This is a genomic window from Ferrovibrio sp. (genome assembly GCF_964218355.1).
GTDB lineage: Bacteria > Pseudomonadota > Alphaproteobacteria > Ferrovibrionales > Ferrovibrionaceae > Ferrovibrio.
In genome coordinates this window covers 151,146-172,128 of sequence record NZ_CAXPMC010000009.1, presented here as the reverse complement: position 1 = coordinate 172,128, position 20,983 = coordinate 151,146, and the positions used below count along the sequence as shown (strand labels likewise).

Here is a 20,983-nt window from a genome sequence, read left to right as displayed (position 1 = left end):
CCCGAAATGCCGCGCCAGTCATAAGCGCCGGTCCGGCCCTGTCAAGCGTCCGCTCAGGCGGCGCGGCCCAGCGCCCGTTCGTAAGCTGCTGATATGTCTGCAGTTGTCGGCGTCCGCCAGCGGGCAGCCACATGCTGGTCGGGGCGCAGGAGATAAGCCGTGCCCGGACCAGCGCCATAGCGCCGCGCTGCCGGGCCGTCGGCGGGCAGAACCGCGCGGGCGATGCGGGGATCGGATACCGCAGGCCCGTCGCCGAAGGCGAGCAGCGTGAAGCCGACGTGACAGCGGCCCAGCAGCCAGCCGTCACCATCCGGAGCGTCGATCGCGGCCGCGCCCGGAGGCGGCCCCGCCGCGAAGGCGTCGCGGTCCGGCGTCGACAGCGGTGTGTCGCGGTAGGTCGTCGGCATCGAGAGACGCCCCGAATTCACCATCCGGCGGGCAAAGGGATAGCCGGCGGCAAGCTCAAGCACCGCGTTGCGGAAATGCCGTGCCATGGCATTGCGCGGCACGATGAAATCGGTGCTGCGGGTCGAGTGGCCGATATTCTCGTCGGCAGCCGCGATCCGTTCGCCGTCATAGGTGTCGAGCAGACTGTCCGGCGCCTCGCCACGCAGCACATGGGCCAGTTTCCAGACCAGGTTATCGGCATCCTGCACGCCGGAATTGGCACCGCGGGCACCGAAGGGCGAGACCTGGTGCGCGGAATCGCCGATGAAAAAAACGCGGCCATGGCGGAACCGGTCGAGCCGGCGGCACTGGAAGGTATAGACGCTGACCCACTCGAGTTCGAAGGGCACGTCCTTGCCCAGCATCGCCTTCAGGCGCGGAATCACCCGCTCGGGCTGGCGCTCCGTCTCGGGGTCGGCGTCCCAGCCGAGCTGCAGATCGATGCGCCAGATATCGTCGGGCTGCTTGTGCAGCAGGGCCGAGCCGCCGGCATGAAAAGGCGGATCGAACCAGAACCAGCGTTCCGACGGAAAGCCGGCTTTCATATGCACGTCGGCAATGAGGAACCGATCCTCGAAGACCTGACCGCGGAAATCGAGCCCCAGGCTGCGGCGCAGGGTCGACCGGGCGCCGTCTGCCGCCAGCACATAATCGGCAACCACCGTGTAGGGGCCGTCCGGGGTCTCAACGGACAGACGCACACCGTCATTCCCGGCAATGGCACCCGTCACCCGGTGGCGCCAGCGCAGGTCGACGCCCGTCATCCGGCGGGCTGCTTCAACCAGATACAGCTCCGCGTAATACTGCTGGAGATTGATGAAGGCCGGATACTGATGGCCGCTTTCCGGCAGCAGGTCGAAGCTGTAACGCTGGTCGGGCCCGTGAAAAACCCGGCCAACCTGCCAGGTCACGCCCTTGTCGAGCATGCGCGGACCGATGCCGAGCCGGTCCCAGATTTCCAGGGTACGCTTGGCATAGCAGATCGCCCGGCTGCCGGAGCTGACTGTGCTGTCCTCGTCCAGCAGCACGCAGTCGACGCCATGATGGGCCAGATCCAGCGCCGCGCTCAGCCCGACCGGGCCACCGCCGACAATGGCCACCCGGCAGCGGTCGATGCCGCCGGAGCCTGCCCCGGGCGCGCGATAGCCAAAATCCGGATAGGCGAAATCCGCCATCCTGTCCTCCCCAGACTGCCCTTTTTGGTTACATATGAAACCAAATATAGCGCCCCGACCCGGCTTCCGCGAGCCGGATTTTAACCATACCCGTCAAGAAGATGCGTGAATTTCCTTGGCCCGTGCGGTCCGCACTGGTATTCTTGTTAAGAATTGATCGGAGCATCCCGTGGAAGCGACAGGCGTCAAACAGGAACTGTATCTCGTCGGCCTCAAGGTGGCCCGCGACTCGCAGCTGGCTGTGCTCAGTGCCGTCACCGCCGGGCTCGAGAATATCAAGCAGATCACCAAGGCGGCCGGCCCCACTGCTGCCGGCGTCGGCGGACAGGTTGACATCAGCGTCTGACACCGGAAGCCCGTTACAGGCCGGCAATCCGGCCTGCAATACAAAAGCCGGCCCACAGGGACCGGCTTTTATCATGTCTGCGGCGCCGGCCGGCCGCCGGGAAATGGCTTACTTCTGGTCGAAAGCGCCCGAACGGATCGTATCCGGCAGCTTCTCGAGCCCATGGGCGGTCACCGCCTTGCCGAAGATCGAGGTCAGCTCAGCCAGGGCCATGCTCATGGCAATGGCCGCCACGACCTCGCGGCTGACGCCGCCATTCACCAGAGCTTCCCAGGTCGCGACGAAGGACTCGCGGGTGACCTTGCTCTGCTCTTCTTCCGTCATCGACATTGGGTATCCCCCTCTATTGCGATTCGCAGCGCGTTATTTCGCCACCGTCTTCCTCGCATAATTTGGTTACCGAAACCTGAACCACGCGGCGAAGCGGCAAAACCGGGTTCAGATACTAGCAGATTCCCGCCAGCAGGCGAAGCCGATCCGCCCCTTCAGGGGCGCAGGCCGGCCAGTATCGCCTCCAGCATCGGCCCGGCCCGGGCGATCAGGTCGGCCGTCGTCTCGCCGCGGCCGCTGCGGCAGATATGCACCGAGCCGTACCAGGGGGTCGCCTGCCCCTGCCATCCCCAGTACCAGAGAACCCCCTGTTCATCGGGCAGCAGCAGCAGGGTCGGCCGCCCCAGCGCGCCCGCCAGATGGGCGGCCGCCGTGCTGATGGTGATCACCAGGTCGAGGGCCGCGATCTGGGCCGCCTGATCATCGATACTGGCGATCGGGTCAATTGCGGCATCGTACAGGACCGTCCGTCCGGTGCTGCGTTCTAGTGCGGCGATATCATCCCCGGGGCGGCCATATTGCAGCGAAACCGCCCGCAGACCGGGCCGGCCGAACAGCCCGGCCATATCGGCGAGGTCGAGCGACTTCTTGGCACCATAGGCCCGGTTGCGGCTGCTCCAGGCGATGCCGGCCAGCAGGTCGCCCGGGGCCGCATCGCCAAGATAGCGCTGCCGCAGACGATCTCGCAGGTCCGTATCCACCTGCAGATGCCCGTGCTGCGGATGGCGGGCGAAACTGGCCGCGTCCGGGCGCAGCAATCCGCCGAGATCGCCCAGCGGCCGCTGGCAGGCCAGCCGCAGCGACGCCGGGTCGAGAGTGGCGTCATCGGCGACCACGGTGATGCCGGGGAACGAGCGCCCGAACAGCGGCACGAGGCGCGGATCGGTGGCCAGCACCACATCGGCCCCGGTCGCGGCCAGGTCTGGCAGCAGGCTGCTGTACAGAATCTCGTCACCGACACCCTGCTCGCGCCAGACCAGCAGCCGGCCGGGCGGCGGATGGCTGCCATCCCAGCGGGGCAGCCCGCGACTGCCGGTGGTCGGCGTCGTCCAGCCCGCGCTCTTCCAGCGCCAGTCGTAATGCTGCCAGCCCTCGGCATAGCGCCCCTGCCGCAGCAGCTGTATCCCAAGATTGTTATGGACGGTCGCATCGTCCGGGTCGGCGGCCAGCAGGGACCTGTACAGCTCCTCCGCCTCGTCGAAACGCCTCTGCAGGCCGAGGATATTTGCCAGGTGGGCGCGGGCCACGCCCAGGCCCGGATCAAGCCGCAGGGCTTCCTGGCAGGCCGCCATTGCCGCATCGAGATCGCCGCACCAGGCTTCGGCCGGCGCCAGATCGGCATACAGGCCGGCCCGCTTCGGGTCGAGCCGGATCGCCTGCCGGTAGGCGTCCCGGGCGCCGGCATAATCCTGCTGCCGGAATAGGGCATGGCCCAGATCGAGCCAGACGGACGGCTCGTCCGGCTGCTGCTGCAGAAGCCGGCGCAGCAGGGGAACCGCCTTGCCATAGGCGCCCGTTTCGACCAGCGCACGTCCCAGCAGCGACAGAATCCGCGGGTCGTCGGGCCGGGTCGTGGCTGCCGGCTCCAGCAGCGTCACGGCCTCGGCATAGGCACCGCGCCGGCACAGCAATCCGCCGAGCAGTTCGACGCAGTCCGGCTGACCGGGGGCAAGCAGCAGCGCCCGGCGGCAGTCCTCTTCCGCCGCGCTGTCGTCATTCTGGTTGACCGCGATGGCGGCCTGCAGGAAATACCGCTCGGCGGCGGGAAGCGCATCGGGGGCCATCAGGTCAAGCAGCTGCCTGGCGGCAGCGGCATCCCTGAGACCGAGGCTGCGCTTCACCAGGGCCGTGATCTGCCGCGCGAAGGCCGGCGCTCCGTGCAGGACGGTCCGGAATTCCGGCAGCGCCGCTTCCGGCCGGCCGTCCAGCCAGTCGGTGACGGCCATGTTGAAGCGGGCGGCGGCATAGCCCGGCTCTGCCTGCAGGGCCGCGGCAAAATGTGCCCGTGCGGCATCCCAGGCCATCGTCTCCTGGGCCAGCAGGCCGAGATTGTTGTGGGCCTCCGACAGCGACGGGTCGAGCCGGACGGCGGCAGCATAGGCAGCGCGGGCCGCATCGCGGTTGCCCAGTGTCTTGTGAATGTTGCCGAGGGTGTTGCGGTAGGCCGCCGCATCCGGATCCAGCCCGACCGCCCTTTCGGCAAGCGGCAGCCCCTGTGCCGCCTGGCCGGCCTGCTCCAGCGCCATGGCGAGCAGATGCAGGGCATCGGTATTGTCGGGGCTCGCCGACAGCACGGCCCGGTACAGCGCGACCGCCTCGCCCAGCATGCCACGCTGGTGCCGGTCGACGGCCTGCCGGAGCTGCTGGTGCCAGTCTGCGACCATCCCGCAGCCTCCGCAGCGAATGGCGTTACTTCAGGCCATCCATGATGTTGCGGTTGATCGCGATCAGCGGCTCGATATCCGTCGTCTGGCCCTGGGTGATCCTGTCGGTGTGCTTGTTGACGAAGATACAGATATTGATCAGCGCAACCTTCAGGTCCTTGGACATCGGGTTGGCTTCGTCGAGCACTTCCGGCATCAGATGATTCCAGACATCCCGGTTCCAGCCGATGGCCGAGGCAATCTGGGCCACCTCGGCCGGAAGCTTGCTTTCCATCAGCGGCCGGACATCGATCAATGCACGGGTCACCGAAGAAAACAGCCGGTACTCAATCTGACGGGGGCTTTCCAGCTTGTTTTGAGCTGTCAGGTAGGGGTTTTTTCCCGACATCGATCAGTCTCCTCTCCACCTCGATCAGGCGCCGAGCCAGTTTCAGGAGCTGGAAGTAATCCTTTTGGACCAAAGCGGCCCCAATGCTGGCAACTACCGCATGAGTACTCGGTGCAGCCTTAACGAATTCCAAACAGGCATCCTTGATCTGGGGATAGTATTCGTCGAAGCGTTCTTCCCACAGATAGGCAAGCTGGCACAGATAGTAGATTTTCTTCGCCAGAGTGTCGACGTCCTCCGGCTTCATAATGTGCTTTTCGCGGAGAAACGACGCCTTGTTCTCGATGATGATGCTGGCCGATTTCGAGAGGCTGAGCACCGCCCGGTTGAGGATGAACTTCTCCCCGGCCTTAAGGGTAATAATCAGCGGCACATGCGTCCGGAAGGACCCTGAGCCCCTCCCCTCCGACAGTTAAATCTTTCACAGGGCTATCCGGCTTCGGGGCCGGCGTCAAGGAACCTTGCCGCCGGAGCCCTCACCTGATGCAGGGCCGGCAAAAAAAGAAAGGGGGCCAGAGGCCCCCTTTCCGGTCTGCTTATCGGCTTGCCGATTAGCGGAACAGGCTGAGCAGCGTGTTGGGCTGCTGGTTGGCGATCGACAGCGCCTGGATGTTCAGCTGCTGGCGGACCTGCAGGGACTGCAGGGTCGCGCTTTCGGCCGCCACGTCGGCATCGACCAGAGCGCCGAGGCCCTTCTTGGTCGCGTCGACGAGGTCGTTCACGAAGCCCTTCTGCAGGCTGATCGAGCGGGTCTGCGCCGCAACGGCTGCCGAGATGGAGTTGACGAAGCCTTCGAAGGTCGTCAGCGCCGAGATGGCAACGTTGTAACGGCTGGCAGCGGTGAACTCAGCACCGAACTGGCTGTTGAAGTTGCTGACCTGGGACGACAGGTCGGTACCGACGGTCGAGATGGTCAGGGTGGTGCCGCTGACGTCGGCCACGAAGGTCACGGCCGTACCGCCGGTGCTGGCGCTCAGCAGGTTCTTGCCGTTGTAGGTGGCCTGGCTGACGTAGTTGGTGATCTGACCGATCAGCTGCTTGACGTCGTTGGTGTACACCGCGCGCTGGGTCGCATCCAGCGAGCCGTCGGCGAGGTTGGCGAACTTCGCCTTGATGTCACCGATCAGGTTCGAGATGCCGGTCAGCGCGGCCGCGGTGACCTGGCCGAGGCCTTCACCGGCCGACAGCGAGGACTGCACCGAGGCATAGGCCTTGATGTTACCACGGATGCCCTGGGCAACCGCGAACACGGCGGCGTCGTCCGAAGCATCGGCAACGCGGAAACCGGTCTGGACTTTCTTGGAGGTCTTGTCGAGCTCGCTGTTGATGCCACGCAGAGACGACAGGGCGACGAGGGCGCCAGTGTTGGTATTGACGGAATTCGGCATGACTTTATCTCCTGTTCTAGGATCGAGTTAAGTTGCCTTCTTTTGAAGACTGGGCCGTTAGACCAGATTCCGTCAGCAAGGTCAATATGGAATCTGCTGCCGGCCACTGTGCCCGGGGCGCCTGTTACTGAATTTCAATGCCGGCGGCCGGCACAAAATCCGCGGTGCGCCGTCGCCGGGCGTCCTTGAATTCACAACAACCATTTGAAATATATTGCTAAATCCTCTCATTCCCCAGCTCATCCAGGGCGGCCGGCAGCCTGGCAACCAGCCCCCGCCAGTCACCGGGGGCGGGCTGCCGGACGATCTGCAGACTGCCGTACCAGCGGCTGGCAGTCCCCTCGGCCGGCCAGTACCACAATCTGCCGCGGCCGGCGGGCAGCAGCAGAAGGCCGTCCCGGCCGAGGGCGCCGGCGACGTGAATGCCCGTGCTGCTGACCGAGACCACACCGTCCAGTGCCGCGACCTGAGCGGCAAAGCCATCAAGGTCCTGCAGGCTGTCGATCCGGGCATCATGGTGGATCGTCACGCCCGCCCGCCTGAGGCCGGCCAGCTCATCCTCTGTTGCGTCGGGCTGCAGGGATATCCATTGCACATCCGGGCGCCGCAAGGCCGGCAGCAGATCCTGCAGCGGCAGGCTCTTGTGGCGTCCGATGGTCAGGTTACCGCTGCGCCAGGCCAGACCAAGCAGCCGCCGCTCCGGGCCTGCCAAGTCGCGATAGGTCTGGCGCAACCGGTCCCGGTGACCGACATCCGCCATCAGATAGCGCCCCCCTCCGGAAAAGTCCGATGCCTGGCGGCGCAACAGCGCCCCGAGGCTGCCGAACGGGCATTGCGCAACCGCGTCTATCGCCGTGCCCCGCTCCACCACCGACAGGCCGGTGCCGGCGAAAGAACGGGCGAACAGCGGCACCAGCCGCGCTTCGACAGCGACGACTGGGCGGAGATCGGCGCGGTGCATCAGATCCGGCAGCATGGTGCCGTACAGGATCTGATCCCCTGCACCCTGCTCGCCCCAGACCAGCAGCCCGCCGCCGTTCAGTCCCTCGCCTTTCCAGCGCGGCAGCCCCAGCCCCCAGTCCCGCTCGCGGTATTCGGGATAGCGCCACCGCCATTCATAGTCGCGCCAGCCCGCATCATAGCGGCCCGCGGCCAGGCAGAAGACACCATGGTTCATCCGGCCCAGCGGCCAGTCCGGGGCCTGTTCCAGCAGCCTGTCGAACTGCCGGGCTGCCTCCGCCATATCACCAAGGTCTTCCCACAGCAGCATGGCCAGGTTGTTGCGGGCCATCAGGTGTTGCGGGGCAATCTGCAGGGCATGCCGGAAACTTTCGGCCGCGGCGGCTGTCTCACCCTGCTCGCGCAGCACGTTGGCAAGATTGTACAGCCATTCCGGATTGTCGCGGTCGAGTGCCAGAGCCTGCCGGTAAGCGGCCGCCGCCGCAGCGGCACGACCCGCCGCCAGCAGGGCGGTGCCCAGATTGCCGTGGTAATCGCCGCTGTCCGGTCTGGCCGCAATGGCACGCCCGATCAGGTCAATGGCGGCATCGTGATCGCCCTGCTGGTCGCGCAGGACACCCAGCAGATGCAGGGCGTCCGGGTGATCCGGCTGCTGCCTCAGGACCGCTTCATACCCGGCCCGCGCCTCATCAAGCCGGCCGGACTGGTGATGGGCAACCGCGATTACCAGGAGATTGCCGCGGCCGCTCACGGGGTATGATCCCGGCACCACGACTGCAGCGCCGCCGCAACTTCACCGACCGTCGCGTCCCAGTCATCCGCCCGGCCGAGCGGCTGGCGGAACAGGCGCGCATGCGCATACCACGGGCTGTCTCCGCGGTCGAGAAACCAGTACCACTGGCGGCTGAGGCCGGCTGCCAGCAGCACCCAGACCTCTTTGCCCAGCGCGCCGGCGACATGCACGCCTGTGTTGCTGCTGCCGATCACCAAGTCCATTGCCGCGACCTGTGCGGCATATCTGTCGATGTCCTTGATCGAATCGACGCTGTCGTCATGCAGGATTTCGACCCCGAGTTCGGCCCGGACCTTTTCGCGGTCTTCCGCAGTATCGCCATACTGGAGATCCACGAACAGCACGTCCGGCTGCTGCAGCACCGGCGCCCAGTTCAGCAGCGGGATGCTCTTGTACTGGCCGATATAGGGATTCTTGCTGCGCCAGCTCAGGCCGACAATATGGCGGCGGCCATGGGCGCGATAGCGTTCGCGGAACGCCTCGACCAGTCCTGGATCGGCCTGGAGGAAGGGCCGTGCCGGCGGGAATTCATCCAGCGTCGGCCGCAGAACGGCGCCCAGCTCGCCGACACCGATCTGGACATCGGCCTGTGCCTTCAGCCGTTCGTAGCCGTCTTCCAGAATGGGCTCGAACCGGAATCCGGGGAACGACCGCCGGAACAGCGGCAGCAGCCGCAGATCGAAGGCACAGCAGAATTCCGCACCACGCGCGCCGAGTTCTGCCAGCATCTGCGAAAAGATGATCTGGTCGCCGACCCCCTGCTCGCCCCAGACCAGAAGCCGCTGGCCCGGACGGACGATGCCGTCCCAGTCCGGCAGCAGGTCGAGGAAGATCCTGTTGCGGGGATGCGCATCGCTGACCTGCGTGCGCGACCGGTACAACGGCCAGCCCTCGCGCAGGCGCCCCAGCGACAGCAGCACAAGGCTGAGGCTGAGGTTGATCTTGTGCAGCAGGTTTTCCTGCGGCGGGGGCTGCGTGTGCAGGGCGGTCCGGAAATCCTCCAGTGCCCCAAGGTAGTCGCCGTAATGCTGCCGCAGGGTCCCGTGATGCAGAATGATCTCGCTGTTATCCGGCGCGATGGCCAGGGCACGCTCGCCATCCTGCATCGCCTCGTCGATCCGCCCCAGCAGCATCAGCGCGGAAGACCGGCTGCTCAGCGCGCCGGCATTCTCCGGATCGATTGCAATCGCCCTGTCGGCATATTTCAGAACCTCTCCGGGCTTCTGCAGCTGCAGCATCAGGGCGGCCTGTCCGACCAGCGCGGTAACCCGTTCCGGCTGCCTTGCCAGGACCGCATCGTAGATCCGCGTGGCTTTCGCCAGCGCCTTGGCAGACTGCAGCTTGGTCAGCGCCAGCGCCAGACGCTCCTGGTATTCCAGATTGTCCGGCTCGAGATCCGCCGCCTTGCGGCTGTGCTGGGCCGCTGCCTTCAGCTGCTGGCGGCTGCGCAGCACCAGAGACATCTTGTCATGCAGGTCCGCCGCTGCAGGTTCGAGTTTGAGGGCGATTTCGAGATGCCGCTGCGCGGATTCCATGTCGCGCTGGGCCATCAGCACCATGGCGATCCCGCGATGCGCCTCGCTGTTGCGCGGTGCGCGCCGCAATGCCTCTTCGTAGAATGGCCGGGCATCGGCAAACTGCCGGGCGCGATGCAGCAGCTTGCCGAGGTTGATGTAACCGTCGATATAGTCCGGATCGAGGGTCACCGCCTGGCGGTATTCCGTTTCTGCCCCGGCCTCATCGCCCAGCGCCAGCAGGGCCGTCGCCAGGTTGCCATGCGGGGCGGCGGCCTGCGGCGAGACGGCGATGGCCCGCCGGATCAGGTCGACCGCCTCGGCATGGCGGCCTTCCTGGTCGGCCACGACCCCGAGAAGATGCAGGGCATCATGCTGCTCCGGCGACAGGTGCAGCGCCGCTTCGTAGCAATGCCGTGCGCTGGCGAGATTGCCGGCCTCGTGGGCGCGGATGCCGTCCAGCAGCCAGGCCTGCAGGCTTTTTCCCCGGGGATCAGCACCAGTCATCCAGAACCTCGCTCAGCCTGCGCACGGCACCGCTCCAGTCGCCGGCCTGCGGCTGCCGCACCAGGCGGATCGAATTGTACCATGGCGACCGCTCGCCCTCGCGCGGCCAGTACCACATGCGTCCGCGGCCCGCCGGCAGCAGGACCCAGCACGGCCGGCCAAGCGCGCCGGTCAGATGCACCGTCGAGTTGCTGGTGCTGACCACGCCGTCGAGCGCGGCAATCTGCGCGGCCAGCCCGTCGATATCGCGGGTGGCGTCGATATCCGGATCCTGATGGATGACAATGCCATGGCGGGCGGCAAAGCTTTCCAGCTCGGCGGTCACCTCCCCGTATTGCAGGCTGATCCAGGTGCAGCCCGGCCGGCGCAGCACCGGCAGCAGCGCATCGAGATCCAGGCTTTTCAGGCTGCCAACCACCCAGTTGATGCTGCGCCATGACAGGCCGAGCAGCCGGTCGCCCGGCCGGCCGAGGGCGGCATAGCGCCGGCGCAGCGCCGCCTGGCGGTCTGGCTCTGCCCTGAGGAATACCCCGTCGGAAAAGTCGGCAGCATCGAGCCGGACAAAGGCCCCCATGCTGCCGAACGGGCATTGCGCGCCAGCCCCATGGGGCGCACCGCGGGCGACGACACGAACGCGGTCGCCGGCGAATGCACGCCCGAACAGCGGCACCAGCCGCTCCTCCACCGCAATCGTTGCCAGACCATCCATCCGCGCCAGCAGGTCCGGCAGCATCGTGCCGTAGAGGATATGATCGCCGATCCCCTGCTCGCCCCACAGCAGCACATGCTCCGCCGGCTGCCCGGGGCCGGTCCAGCGCGGCAGGCCGCCTCCCCAGTCCTGCTCATCGAATTTCGGAAACTGCCAGCGATGCTCGTATTCGCGCCAGCCTTCGGCATAGGCGCCGGTCGACAGCAGAAACAGGCCAAAGTCCATGCGGGCCTCGCTGTTCTGTGGCGTCTTTGCCAGCAGGGCCCTGAATTCCGCCTCGGCCTCGTCGAGACGGTTGGCCAGCGAAAGCGTGAAGGCGAGATTCTTGTGGCTCTTGATCATCGTCGGCTGGATCGCAACAGCCCGCCGGTAGCAGTCGATCGCCTCGCCAAACTGCTCCGCCTCCAGATGCTCGTTGCCGATGCCGTTCAGGGCGATGACATCATCCGGCGCCAGTTCCAGCGCCCGGCTGAAGGCCTCGAAGGCTCCGGCCCTGTCGTTCAGCTGCCGCAGGGCCATGCCCAGCATGGACTGGGCCAGCTGGTTTCGCGGCGCCATCGACACGGCACGCCCGAAGACATCGCGGGCCTCGGCAACCCGCCCGAGGTCCATCAGGTTGCGCCCGAACTCAACCAGCGCCGCGACATCATCGGGTGCCTTTGCCAGATATCCGGCCAACAGCGTCTCCGCCCTGTCCGCCTGTCCGGCCTTCCTCCAGGTCTTGGCCAGCAGGACCGGCAGGTCGCGGTCATCGGGCAGCAGCCGCAGCGCGGCGGACAGATGCCCGATCGCCTCGTCGTGCCGGCCTTCCCGCCGGGCGACCTGGCCCAGATAGCTCAGGGTCTGGCCATGCTCCGGCGCCACCCGCAGGATCAACTCGCAGGCCCGGCGCGCATCGGCAAGATGGCCACCATCCAGCAGCTTGCGGACGGCACCCAGCATATGCAGGATTTTATCTGAAGGGACTTCTGGCAGCATGGCGGTCTCTGGCATTGTTATGCCATGAGCGTTAACGGAAGCGAAATCCTCATGCGCCCCCCGGATGGCCCGGCATGACGGACAGGCCCGGCGAATCGATGATCCGGCGCCTTGAATCCGCCACCGCGCCGGAAACCCTGGCCGGGGCCCCGGCCTTCATCGCGGCGCTGCGCCGCGATTACCTCGGCTATCTGGTCTCGCTCGGCCTGCTGAATCTTGGCGGCCTGCTGCTGCTGCCGCTGGCCACGGCCTATCTGTCGCCAGCCGAACTCGGGCTGTACGGGCTGGTCGAAACCGCCCATCTGCAGGGCGTGACCTTCAGCCTTCTGGGCCTGAAATTCGCCTACCTGTACTACTACGCCCATATCCCTGCCGACCAGCGGCCCGCGATGTTCGGCACCACGCTGCTGCTGTCGGGCACCGCCAGCCTGCTGGCGGGCATCGTGCTGTGGGCGCTGTTCGACACTGCGGCGGTCATGCAGCGGTTTGATTCCGCGCCGCTGCCACAGGCATGGCTGATGCTGCCGCTGATGCTGACCGGCGCCACCCTGACCGTGCTGCTGACGGAACTGCGCGCCGCCCGCCAGGTCTGGCTGTCCGGCGCCATTGCCATCCTGCAACTGGCGGTCTGGCTGCTGCTCAGCATCCTGCTGGTCGGCCACCTCGGCACCGGCCTGCCCGGCCTGCTGCTGGCGCAGGCCGCTGCCGGCGGCCTCGCCTGCATCGCCGCCTTTGCCTGCATCGCCCGCCGCCTGCAGTTCCGCTGGCAGCCGCGCCTGCAATGGCAGCTCCTGCGTTACGGAACCCCGATGATGGCCGGGCTGGTGCTGCGCTACAGTCTCGACACGCTCAGCCGGTTCCTGCTGGCCGCCTTCGTTTCCATCGAGGCCGCCGGCATTTTCATGATCTGCATGCGGGTGACACTGCTGTTCGAGAGCCTGCTGGCCCTGCCATTCTTCATGGCCTGGGGTGGTCTGGTGCATCACGCCCTGCGGCAGTCTGCCGCAGCGGTCATCGTCGGACGGGTCACCGGTATCATCCTCGTCAGTTCCGGCCTGCTGGTGCTGATCATGCTGGCCCTGCAGCCCTGGCTGTTCCAGCTGCTCGCCCATGCACCGATGCCGGACGTCGCCCCGCTGTTCTCGCTGCTGCTGCTGGCCCGCGCGGTGCAGCTGGTGAAATCGCCGCTGACATCCGGCATCCTGGTCACCGGCCGCACCGGCTGGTCCACCACCAACAGCCTGCTTGCCCTGGTTGTTTTCTGCCTGCTCTGCTATCCCGCCAGCCGGCTCTGGGAGGCGGCGGGGATGGCGGCCGCCCTGCTGGTGGCGCAGAGCCTGGCCACCGCATGGCTCGTGGCGGAAGCCTGGCGCCATTGCCGGCCGCAGCTGGATTCGAGCAGCCTGCTCTGCGCGGCACTGGGCGGCGGCGGCGCGATCCTGGCCCTGCTGCCCGGTTACAATCCGGTTATGGTCGCACTGCCGCTGGCGGCAGCACTGGCTATTGCGCTGTGGATGTGGCGTCATTCCCTCCGCACTGTTCCAGATGAAAACGGTTTGTCATGACGGTCCGCAATCTCGACAGGATGTTCTCGCCGCGCTCGGTCGCCATTATCGGGGCCTCTGATCGCCCCATGCGGGTTGGCACGGTGGTGCTCGAAAACATCATCCGCGCCGGGTTCACCGGCCATATCTGGCCGATCAATCCGAAATACCGCGCCCTGCATGGCCGCCCCTGCTTTGCGAAGATCAGCGCCCTGCCGGCGCCGCCGGACCTGGCCATCATCTGCACGCCGCCGGAAATCGTGCCAGAACTGATCGCCGCACTGGGCGAATTCGGCTGCCGGGCAGCAGTGGTGCTGACCGCCGGCCTGAGCCAGACCAGGCAATCCGATGGCCGCAGCCTGCAGCAGGCCATGCTGGATGCGGCCCGCCCCCATCTGCTGCGCATTCTGGGGCCGAACTGCGTCGGGATGATGATTCCCGGCCTGCGCCTGAATGCCAGCTTCGCCCATGCCGACGCCCAGCCGGGCCAGCTGGCTTTCGTCAGCCAGTCCGGTGCGCTGTGCACCATCGTGCTGGACTGGGCAAAGCAGCACGGCATCGGCTTCAGCCACTTCATCTCGCTCGGCGATTCCGCCGATATCGATTTCGGCGACATGCTGGATTATCTGGCCAGCGATCCGCAGACACGCGCCATCCTGCTGTATATCGAATCAGTCAAGCATGCGCGCAAATTCATGTCCGCCGCGCGCGCCGCCGCCCGCACCAAGCCGATCGTGGCAGTGAAATCCGGCCGCAACGCCCGGGCCGCACAGGCCGCCGCTTCCCATACCGGCGCACTGGCCGGCGGCGATGACGTCTATTCGGCCGCACTGCAGCGCGCCGGCATCCTGCGGGTGGACGGCATCGAGGAACTGTTCGACGCCGTCGAAACCCTGGCCCGCAGCCGCACACTGCCAGGCGAACGGCTGGCCATCGTCACCAATGGCGGCGGTCCCGGCGTGATGGCCGTGGACAAACTGATCGAGTATGGCGGCCGGCTGGCCGACCTTGCGCCGGAGACCCTGGCCCGACTGGATGAGGCATTGCCCGCGACCTGGTCGCATGGCAATCCGGTCGACATCATCGGCGACGCGCCGAGCGGACGCTATGCCGATGCATTGCGGGCCGTCATCGCCGATCCGGGTGTTGATGCCGTTCTGGTGATGCATGCGCCGACCGCCATCGTCCCTTCCCTGCAGCCAGCCGAGGCCGTCATCGAGGCGGCCAAGGGCTGCGGCAAGAATGTCCTGACCTGCTGGTCTGGCGGCGAGGCGGTGCATGCTGCCCGCAAGGCCTTCGCCGCGGCCGGTCTGCCTTCCTACGATACGCCGGATGCCGCGGCCCGCGCCTTCGTGCATATGGTCGACTACCGGCGCAACATGCAGAGCCTGATGCAGACCCCGGCCGAACTGCCGGAGGATTTCCGCCCTGACTTTGCCGCCACCCGCATGGTGATAGAAACCGCGCTGCGCGAAAACCGTCGCATGCTGAACGAAATCGAAGGCAAACGCATCCTTTCGGCTTACGGCATTCCGGCCGTGCCGACCGAGGCGGCGGCCGACACGGCGGAGGCGCTGGCGGCGGCACGGCGGATCGGGTATCCGCTGGCACTCAAGATCCTGTCGCCGGACATCACCCACAAATCGGATGTCGGCGGCGTTGCCCTCAATCTCGGCAGCGATGCGGAACTGCAGGCCGCAGCGGCGGCCATGCTGGCCCGTGTCCGCGAACACCGGCCGAAGGCACGGATCGACGGCTTTACCCTGCAGCCTATGATTCGCCGGGCCCGGGCCCACGAACTGATCATCGGCGCCCTGACCGATCCGATTTTCGGACCGGCCATCATGTTCGGCCAGGGCGGCGTCGGCGTCGAGGTGATCGGCGACCGGGCCATCGCATTGCCGCCCCTGAATCTGCATCTTGCCGACGACCTGATCGACCGCACCAAGGTCAGCCGCCTGCTGTCGGGGTATCGCGATTTCCCGCCGGTGGACCGTACCGCGCTTGCTACCGTACTGATCCGGGTTGCCCAGCTGGTGGCCGATCATGCTGAAATCCGTGAGCTGGACATCAACCCGCTCTATGCCGACGACCAGGGCATGATGGCGCTGGATGCCCGCATGGTGATCCAGCCCAGCGAAGTGACCGGTCATGACCGGCTGGCGATCCGCCCTTACCCGCGGGCTCTGGAGGAGACCGTTACCCTGCGCGGCGGCGAGACCGTTCTGCTGCGCCCGATCCGGCCGGAAGACGAGCCAACCCATGACGAATTCGTCCGCCGGGTCTCGGCAGAGGATTTCCGGCTGCGTTTCTTCTCGCCGATGCGCCATCTGCCCCATGCCGAGATGGCCCGTTTCACGCAGATCGACTACGAACGCGAGATGGCCTTCATCGCCACGCGTCAGCGGCCGGACGGCCAGGCCGAGACGCTGGGCGTGGTGCGGGCGATTACCGATCCGGACAACATCAAGGCCGAATTCGCCGTGCTGGTGCGCAGCGATTTCAAGGGGCATGGCCTCGGCGATGTGCTGATGAAGAAGATCATTGCCTATTGCCGGCAACGCGGCACCCGCGAGATCATCGGCGACATCCTGCGCGAGAATCAGGCCATGCGCACACTGGCTGGCGAACTGGGCTTCCGCCCCTCGGGCAACGCCACTTCGGATGTCCTGGAAATGCGGCTGGATCTGCAGTCGCCGCCCGGAAACTGACTGTCCCCGACGGATTCCCCGGCGGGGGATTGTCCCCGGGGAACGCCCCCCCTATGTTAGGCGGAACGAAAAGAACCGTTCCCGCCCGTGCCGGCAGACCGAGAGACAGGGCAATGCAGGACCCCTTCGGCCGTTCCGTTTCCTATCTTCGCGTATCGGTCACCGACCGCTGCGATTTCCGCTGCGTTTATTGCATGGCGGAGGACATGTCGTTTCTGCCCAAGGCCGAAGTGCTGAGCCTGGAGGAACTGGACCGTCTGTGCGGCGCCTTCATCCGCATGGGCGTGCGCAAGCTGCGCCTGACCGGCGGCGAGCCGCTGGTGCGCCGCGGCATCATGACCCTGATCGACAGCCTGGGGCGCCGGCTGCAGACCGGCGAACTGGACGAACTGACGCTGACCACCAACGGCAGCCAGCTGGAGAAATACGCCGCCGGTCTTGCCGCCGCCGGTGTGCGCCGGGTCAATGTTTCTCTGGACACGCTGCGAGCCGACCGCTTCACCGAACTGACCCGGTGGGGAAAGCTGGACAAGGTGATGGCCGGCCTGCAGGCCGCAAAGGCCACAGGCCTGCAGGTGAAGATCAATGCCGTCGCCCTGCGCGGCGTGAACGAGGACGAATTCGACGACCTGATCGCCTGGTGCGGTGACGAGGGCTTCGATCTGGTGCTGATCGAGGTCATGCCCATGGGCGAGATCGGCGACAGCGCCCGGCTGGACCAGTATCTGCCACTGTCGATGGCCCGGGCCCGGATCCAGCAGAAATGGACTCTGGACGAAACCGATTACCGCACCGGCGGCCCGGCCCGTTACTATACCGTGCGTGAAACCGGCCGCCGGCTCGGCTTCATCACGCCGCTGACCCACAATTTCTGCGAAAGCTGCAACCGGGTGCGGTTGACCTGCACCGGCACGCTGTTCATGTGTCTCGGCCAGAACGATGCCGCCGACCTGCGCACGCCGCTGCGCAGCTCCGAGGGTGATGCCGCCCTGGAGGAGGCAATCCGTGCCGCCATCGCCCGCAAACCGAAGGGCCACGATTTCGTTATCGACCGCCGCCGGGCCCCGGCTGCCGTTCCCCGGCATATGAGCGTGACCGGCGGCTGAATGGCGGGGCTGGCTCCGGCGCCGGCCCGCCCGCTATACTCCGCCCGCTTCACCCCGCCTCTCCACCCGAACAACGGACCGGCATGACAGGATTCAGCAAAATCGCCTTCGTTGCGGCCAGGGGCGAGCCGGCCATGGCGGCGCGCGAACGGCTGGCAACCCGTTATGGCGAGATCAGACCGACCGAAGCCGATGTCATCGTGGCGCTTGGCGGCGATGGCTTCATGCTGCAGACCCTGCACAAATACATGACCCGCGACGTGCCGATCTACGGCATGAACCAGGGAACCGTCGGCTTCCTGATGAACGAATACAACGAGGATGCCCTGCCCGAGCGCCTCGCCGAGGCCAATGTGGCCGAGGTGCATCCGCTGCGGATGCGGGCCATCTCGGAGGGCGGGGCCGAATACGACGCCCTCGCCATCAACGAAGTGGCGCTGCTGCGGCAGACCCGGCAGACAGCAAAACTGCGGATTTCCATCGATGGCCGGGTGCGTGTCGATGAACTGATCTGCGATGGCGCCCTGGTTGCCACACCGGCAGGCAGCACGGCCTATAACCTTTCCGCGCATGGCCCGGTCCTGCCGCTGAATGCCGGCGTCCTAGCTCTGACGCCGATCAGCGCCTTCCGGCCGCGCCGCTGGCGCGGCGCGCTGCTGCCGCGCGGCGCGAAAGTCCGCTTCGAGGTCCTGGACAATTTCAAGCGGCCGGTCTCCGCCACCGCCGATTTCAATGAGGTGCGCGACGTCGTCGAAGTGGAAGTCGAGGAAGCCCGGGATATCCGCCTGCGCCTTCTGTTCGATGCCGGCCACGATCTTGAGGAACGCATCCTCAGCGAACAGTTCGTCTCCTGAAAAGAAAAACGCCGCGGCTTGCGCCGCGGCGTTGTCCGTCAGGTGTGCGGCCCTGTTACTCGGCCTTCACGCCATTGGCAAAGGTATACTGGTCGGCCCGGGCCTTGTAGGTGAGTCCCTTGCGGGTCGCCCAGGGCGTGACTTCGATATGGATCGGGATCAGTGCCTGGTCGTCCATGGCCATCTTCGAGGCCTGCTGCAGCAGGCTTTCGCGCTTGGCATCATCGACGGTCTTCAGCGCCTCTTCCAGAACCGCGTCCATCTTCGGGTTCGAATAACGGCCCTTGTTGGTGGTGCCGAAACCCTTCTCCTTGATCGGCGTGGCCACCAGCGCACGCAGCGGGTCCGACATCTCACCAGTGCCTGCACCCCAGCCTGCCAGATAGGCCGAGTACTTGTAGTCGTCGCGGTTCTTGAAGAACACGGTCTTGGTCACGGCCTCGACCTTGGTCTTCACGCCAATGCGGGTCCACTGCGACGCCACAGCCTGCGAGACTTCGGCGTCGTTGATGTACCGGTCATTCGGCGTGCCGAGCGTGATCTCGAACCCGTTCGGATAGCCGGCTTCGGCGAGCAGCTTCTTGGCGGCTTCCGGATCATACTTCTCCGGCTTGGCATCCTTGCGGGTGCCAAACATCGGATACGGCAGGAAATCGCCGGTCGGCTGGCCGAGGCCTTCCATGATACGGCTGGCAATGGCATCGCGGTTGATCGCCATCGACAGCGCCTTGCGGACCCGCACATCCTTCAGCGGGTTCTTGCCCTTGACATCCGGAATGCCTCCGGCCTCGTCGCTGTGGCTGTCGAGGTGGATATAGATCAGGCGGTTGGACACTGCCTGGCTGATATTCACCTTCGGATTCTCGCGCAGCTTCTTCAGGTCGGCCGGCGGCGGATTCTCGATCATGTCGACATCGCCGGCGAGCAGGGCTGCCACACGGGCGGCATCATTCGACATCGGCCGGTAGGTAACCTTGTCCCAGGACGGCTTGCCGCCCCAGTAATCCTTGTTGCCTTCAAGCACGAGCCGGTTGCCACGCACCCACTCGACATATTTGTAGGGGCCGGTACCGACGAGGCCTTCGCCGTTGCTCAGCGCTTCGGTGGTCATGCCCTCGGCAACGCCGCTCTTGGCTGCTTCGGCCGACATGATGGCAATGCGGCTGAGGTCCGTCGGCAGCAGCGGATGCGGCGCCTTGGTGACGAACTGGACCGTATAATCATCGACCGCTTTCATTTCAGCGATGGAGCGGGTGAAGATGATCATCGACGATGGACTGTTCGGAACCTTGCCCGGACGGTTGATCGAGAAGATCACGTCCGCGGCGTTGAATGCCGAACCGTCATGGAACTTCACACCCTGACGCAGCTTGAATTCCCAGGTCGTCTCGTTGACCGGCTTCCAGCTGGTGGCCAGACCCGGCACCAGCTTCTGGTTTTCGTCCTGCAGGATCAGGGTGTCGAAGATCGTGTAGGCAATCTGGTTGTTGGGACCGAGATTGTGATAATGCGGATCCAGCGCGCTCGGCTCGGCCGACAGGCCGACCTTCAGTTCTGCGGCCTGAACCGGCTGCGCCGCCACCGACATCGCCCCGATCGACATCAGGGCGGCCGCAGTCAGCGACTTCCATTGCATGGTCATGTACGAGTCTCCCCTCATTGCGCATTGCGCGCCTTTCTGAGGCAGGCAGATTGCCGATTCAGGCGGTCGCTGACAAGCGCCTCAGATGACGAGTGCGAATGCGAAGGCGATCAGGACGGCGCCGGCGATCCGGTTAATCCAGCGCTTCGATTCGTCGGTGATGCGCTGCCGCAGGACGGCTGCGCTGGCACTTAGGACTGCCCACCAAAGCAGCGAACCGGTGAAAACACCGGCAAGCACGGTTGCCGCCGCCGCCATAGATGGATTCTCGCCCAGCCCGAGGCCGGCGAACATGGCCACAAAGGACAGGATGGTTGCCGGATTGCTCATGGTCAGTGCGAAAGTGACGGCGAACAGCCGCAGCGGCCGCGCCGAAGCCGGCCCCGCCGCCGGGGCCGGAACCATTGCCGGACCATTGACCACCGGCGCCTGCAGCGTACGCCAGCCCAGCCAGGCAATGAACGCGGCGCCGCCCCAGCGCAGCCAGTCCTGGACATCGCCCATGGGCTGCACCAGCGCGGCAAAACCGGCCGCGGCCAACCCGGCATAAACGGCATCGGCGACCGCCGTGCCGATGCCGCCGCTGAAACCCGCCCAGAAACCGCCGGACAGGCTGCGCTGGATGCACAGCACGCCGATCGGCCCGACCGGCGCCGCCACAGCCAGCCCCAGCAGCACGGCCCGCAGCAGCAGTTCCGCCTGTTCGCTCATGCCGGGCCGGCCGGGACAGGCAGCGCCGGGCTGTCCTTGGCGGAGGACAGCACCACCACGCTGTGGCTGCGCGGAATGCCCGGCAGCTGCTTGATCCGCCGCGCCAGCAGCCGTTCGAGCGCCGCCATGTCCGGCACCCGGACCTTCAGCAGATACGACCAGTCCCCCGTCACATGATGGCATTCCAGGATTGCCGGCTCGTCGCGCACCAGCGCCAGGAAAGCCGGTTCGTGCTCCGGCCGCTCGATCATCACCTGCACGAAGGCAAGAACCGGGCAGCCGGCGGCAACGGGGTCGATCAGGGCGGTCCAGCCGCGGATTGCCCCCTGCCGCTCCAGTTTTTTCAGCCGCTCGTTGACCGCCGAGACCGACAGGCCGGCAGCCGCCCCGATCTCGGCATAGGACGCCCGGCCGGAAGCCTGAATGTATTCAATTATTTTGCGGTCAATATAATCCATGACCGCAAAATATACTTAATTATACAGAAATACCAGAA

General features: G+C 66.0%; 17 protein-coding genes. 5 read left to right on the top strand and 12 right to left on the bottom strand.

Annotated elements, in window-relative coordinates:
- Nucleotides 1-53: 53 nt before the first annotated feature.
- On the bottom strand, nucleotides 54-1,622 hold the full coding sequence (locus tag ACEQZY_RS04865; protein WP_341702381.1) for an FAD-dependent oxidoreductase: 1,569 nt from the start codon (nucleotides 1,620-1,622) through the stop codon (nucleotides 54-56).
- Between the two features lie 169 nt (nucleotides 1,623-1,791).
- On the opposite strand from ACEQZY_RS04865, the gene ACEQZY_RS04860 reads away from it, so the two are divergent.
- Nucleotides 1,792-1,968 carry a hypothetical protein gene (locus ACEQZY_RS04860; RefSeq protein WP_341702382.1) on the top strand — a complete coding sequence of 59 codons (177 nt, stop codon included), beginning with the start codon at nucleotides 1,792-1,794 and terminating at the stop codon, nucleotides 1,966-1,968.
- 108 nt (nucleotides 1,969-2,076) lie between these two features.
- Here the strand turns inward: ACEQZY_RS04860 and ACEQZY_RS04855 are convergent, their stop codons facing one another.
- The 8 genes from ACEQZY_RS04855 to ACEQZY_RS04820 form a co-directional block, all read right to left on the bottom strand.
- Entirely contained in the window at nucleotides 2,077-2,298 is a 222-nt protein-coding gene (locus ACEQZY_RS04855; protein WP_341702383.1) for a hypothetical protein, read from the bottom strand.
- Nucleotides 2,299-2,453: 155 nt separating this feature from the next.
- Nucleotides 2,454-4,682: a tetratricopeptide repeat protein gene (locus tag ACEQZY_RS04850; RefSeq protein WP_370152710.1), complete on the bottom strand. Its 2,229-nt coding sequence runs from the start codon at nucleotides 4,680-4,682 to the stop codon at nucleotides 2,454-2,456.
- 25 nt (nucleotides 4,683-4,707) lie between these two features.
- Nucleotides 4,708-5,070 carry a flagellar biosynthesis regulator FlaF gene (gene flaF / locus ACEQZY_RS04845; protein WP_341702385.1) on the bottom strand — a complete coding sequence of 121 codons (363 nt, stop codon included), beginning with the start codon at nucleotides 5,068-5,070 and terminating at the stop codon, nucleotides 4,708-4,710.
- Nucleotides 5,009-5,443, bottom strand: coding sequence for a flagellar biosynthesis repressor FlbT (locus tag ACEQZY_RS04840; RefSeq protein ID WP_341702386.1), 435 nt, complete (start codon nucleotides 5,441-5,443; stop codon nucleotides 5,009-5,011). Before ACEQZY_RS04840 ends, flaF begins: the two co-directional genes overlap by 62 nt.
- A gap of 178 nt (nucleotides 5,444-5,621) precedes the next feature.
- A complete protein-coding gene (locus tag ACEQZY_RS04835) occupies nucleotides 5,622-6,458 on the bottom strand; it encodes a flagellin (protein WP_341702387.1) in 837 nt (278 codons plus the stop codon).
- Nucleotides 6,459-6,675: 217 nt separating this feature from the next.
- Nucleotides 6,676-8,169, bottom strand: coding sequence for a tetratricopeptide repeat protein (locus tag ACEQZY_RS04830; RefSeq protein WP_370152707.1), 1,494 nt, complete (start codon nucleotides 8,167-8,169; stop codon nucleotides 6,676-6,678).
- On the bottom strand, nucleotides 8,166-10,232 hold the full coding sequence (locus ACEQZY_RS04825) for a tetratricopeptide repeat protein (protein WP_370152705.1): 2,067 nt from the start codon (nucleotides 10,230-10,232) through the stop codon (nucleotides 8,166-8,168). The genes ACEQZY_RS04830 and ACEQZY_RS04825 overlap by 4 nt, the downstream gene beginning before the upstream one ends.
- Nucleotides 10,219-11,883 carry a tetratricopeptide repeat protein gene (locus ACEQZY_RS04820; RefSeq protein ID WP_370152703.1) on the bottom strand — a complete coding sequence of 555 codons (1,665 nt, stop codon included), beginning with the start codon at nucleotides 11,881-11,883 and terminating at the stop codon, nucleotides 10,219-10,221. The genes ACEQZY_RS04825 and ACEQZY_RS04820 overlap by 14 nt, the downstream gene beginning before the upstream one ends.
- Before the next feature lie 110 nt (nucleotides 11,884-11,993).
- On the opposite strand from ACEQZY_RS04820, the gene ACEQZY_RS04815 reads away from it, so the two are divergent.
- The 4 genes from ACEQZY_RS04815 (at nucleotide 11,994) to ACEQZY_RS04800 (ending at nucleotide 18,134) form a co-directional block, all read left to right on the top strand.
- Nucleotides 11,994-13,484 carry an oligosaccharide flippase family protein gene (locus ACEQZY_RS04815; RefSeq protein WP_341702391.1) on the top strand — a complete coding sequence of 497 codons (1,491 nt, stop codon included), beginning with the start codon at nucleotides 11,994-11,996 and terminating at the stop codon, nucleotides 13,482-13,484.
- Nucleotides 13,481-16,174, top strand: coding sequence for a bifunctional acetate--CoA ligase family protein/GNAT family N-acetyltransferase (locus ACEQZY_RS04810; RefSeq protein WP_341702392.1), 2,694 nt, complete (start codon nucleotides 13,481-13,483; stop codon nucleotides 16,172-16,174). Before ACEQZY_RS04815 ends, ACEQZY_RS04810 begins: the two co-directional genes overlap by 4 nt.
- 113 nt (nucleotides 16,175-16,287) lie before the next feature.
- On the top strand, nucleotides 16,288-17,280 hold the full coding sequence (gene moaA / locus ACEQZY_RS04805) for a GTP 3',8-cyclase MoaA (protein WP_370152700.1): 993 nt from the start codon (nucleotides 16,288-16,290) through the stop codon (nucleotides 17,278-17,280).
- 83 nt (nucleotides 17,281-17,363) lie between these two features.
- Complete coding sequence (locus ACEQZY_RS04800) at nucleotides 17,364-18,134, top strand: NAD kinase (RefSeq protein WP_370152698.1); 771 nt, start codon at nucleotides 17,364-17,366, stop codon at nucleotides 18,132-18,134.
- Between the two features lie 55 nt (nucleotides 18,135-18,189).
- Here ACEQZY_RS04800 and ACEQZY_RS04795 read toward each other — a convergent pair whose 3' ends face one another.
- From ACEQZY_RS04795 to ACEQZY_RS04785, 3 genes are all read right to left on the bottom strand, one after another.
- The gene (locus tag ACEQZY_RS04795; RefSeq protein WP_341702395.1) at nucleotides 18,190-19,776 is read right to left on the bottom strand and encodes an ABC transporter substrate-binding protein; all 1,587 of its coding nucleotides are present in this window, start codon (nucleotides 19,774-19,776) and stop codon (nucleotides 18,190-18,192) included.
- Nucleotides 19,777-19,857: 81 nt separating this feature from the next.
- The gene (locus ACEQZY_RS04790) at nucleotides 19,858-20,487 is read right to left on the bottom strand and encodes a LysE family transporter (protein WP_341702396.1); all 630 of its coding nucleotides are present in this window, start codon (nucleotides 20,485-20,487) and stop codon (nucleotides 19,858-19,860) included.
- Complete coding sequence (locus ACEQZY_RS04785) at nucleotides 20,484-20,945, bottom strand: Lrp/AsnC family transcriptional regulator (RefSeq protein WP_370152696.1); 462 nt, start codon at nucleotides 20,943-20,945, stop codon at nucleotides 20,484-20,486. The genes ACEQZY_RS04790 and ACEQZY_RS04785 overlap by 4 nt, the downstream gene beginning before the upstream one ends.
- Nucleotides 20,946-20,983: the final 38 nt, after the last annotated feature.

Bases quoted from the DNA above. Each gene is read 5' to 3' on its own strand.
- ACEQZY_RS04820 (WP_370152703.1), bottom strand. From the start codon at position 11,883: ATGCTGGGTGCCGTCCGCAAGCTGCTGGATGGTGGCCATCTTGCCGAT.
- moaA (WP_370152700.1), top strand. From the start codon at position 16,288: ATGCAGGACCCCTTCGGCCGTTCCGTTTCCTATCTTCGCGTATCGGTC.
- ACEQZY_RS04855 (WP_341702383.1), bottom strand. From the start codon at position 2,298: ATGTCGATGACGGAAGAAGAGCAGAGCAAGGTCACCCGCGAGTCCTTC.
- ACEQZY_RS04815 (WP_341702391.1), top strand. From the start codon at position 11,994: ATGACGGACAGGCCCGGCGAATCGATGATCCGGCGCCTTGAATCCGCC.
- ACEQZY_RS04800 (WP_370152698.1), top strand. From the start codon at position 17,364: ATGACAGGATTCAGCAAAATCGCCTTCGTTGCGGCCAGGGGCGAGCCG.
- ACEQZY_RS04795 (WP_341702395.1), bottom strand. From the start codon at position 19,776: ATGACCATGCAATGGAAGTCGCTGACTGCGGCCGCCCTGATGTCGATC.
- ACEQZY_RS04865 (WP_341702381.1), bottom strand. From the start codon at position 1,622: ATGGCGGATTTCGCCTATCCGGATTTTGGCTATCGCGCGCCCGGGGCA.
- ACEQZY_RS04825 (WP_370152705.1), bottom strand. From the start codon at position 10,232: ATGACTGGTGCTGATCCCCGGGGAAAAAGCCTGCAGGCCTGGCTGCTG.
- ACEQZY_RS04850 (WP_370152710.1), bottom strand. From the start codon at position 4,682: ATGGTCGCAGACTGGCACCAGCAGCTCCGGCAGGCCGTCGACCGGCAC.
- ACEQZY_RS04835 (WP_341702387.1), bottom strand. From the start codon at position 6,458: ATGCCGAATTCCGTCAATACCAACACTGGCGCCCTCGTCGCCCTGTCG.
- flaF (WP_341702385.1), bottom strand. From the start codon at position 5,070: ATGTCGGGAAAAAACCCCTACCTGACAGCTCAAAACAAGCTGGAAAGC.
- ACEQZY_RS04785 (WP_370152696.1), bottom strand. From the start codon at position 20,945: ATGGATTATATTGACCGCAAAATAATTGAATACATTCAGGCTTCCGGC.
- ACEQZY_RS04790 (WP_341702396.1), bottom strand. From the start codon at position 20,487: ATGAGCGAACAGGCGGAACTGCTGCTGCGGGCCGTGCTGCTGGGGCTG.
- ACEQZY_RS04810 (WP_341702392.1), top strand. From the start codon at position 13,481: ATGACGGTCCGCAATCTCGACAGGATGTTCTCGCCGCGCTCGGTCGCC.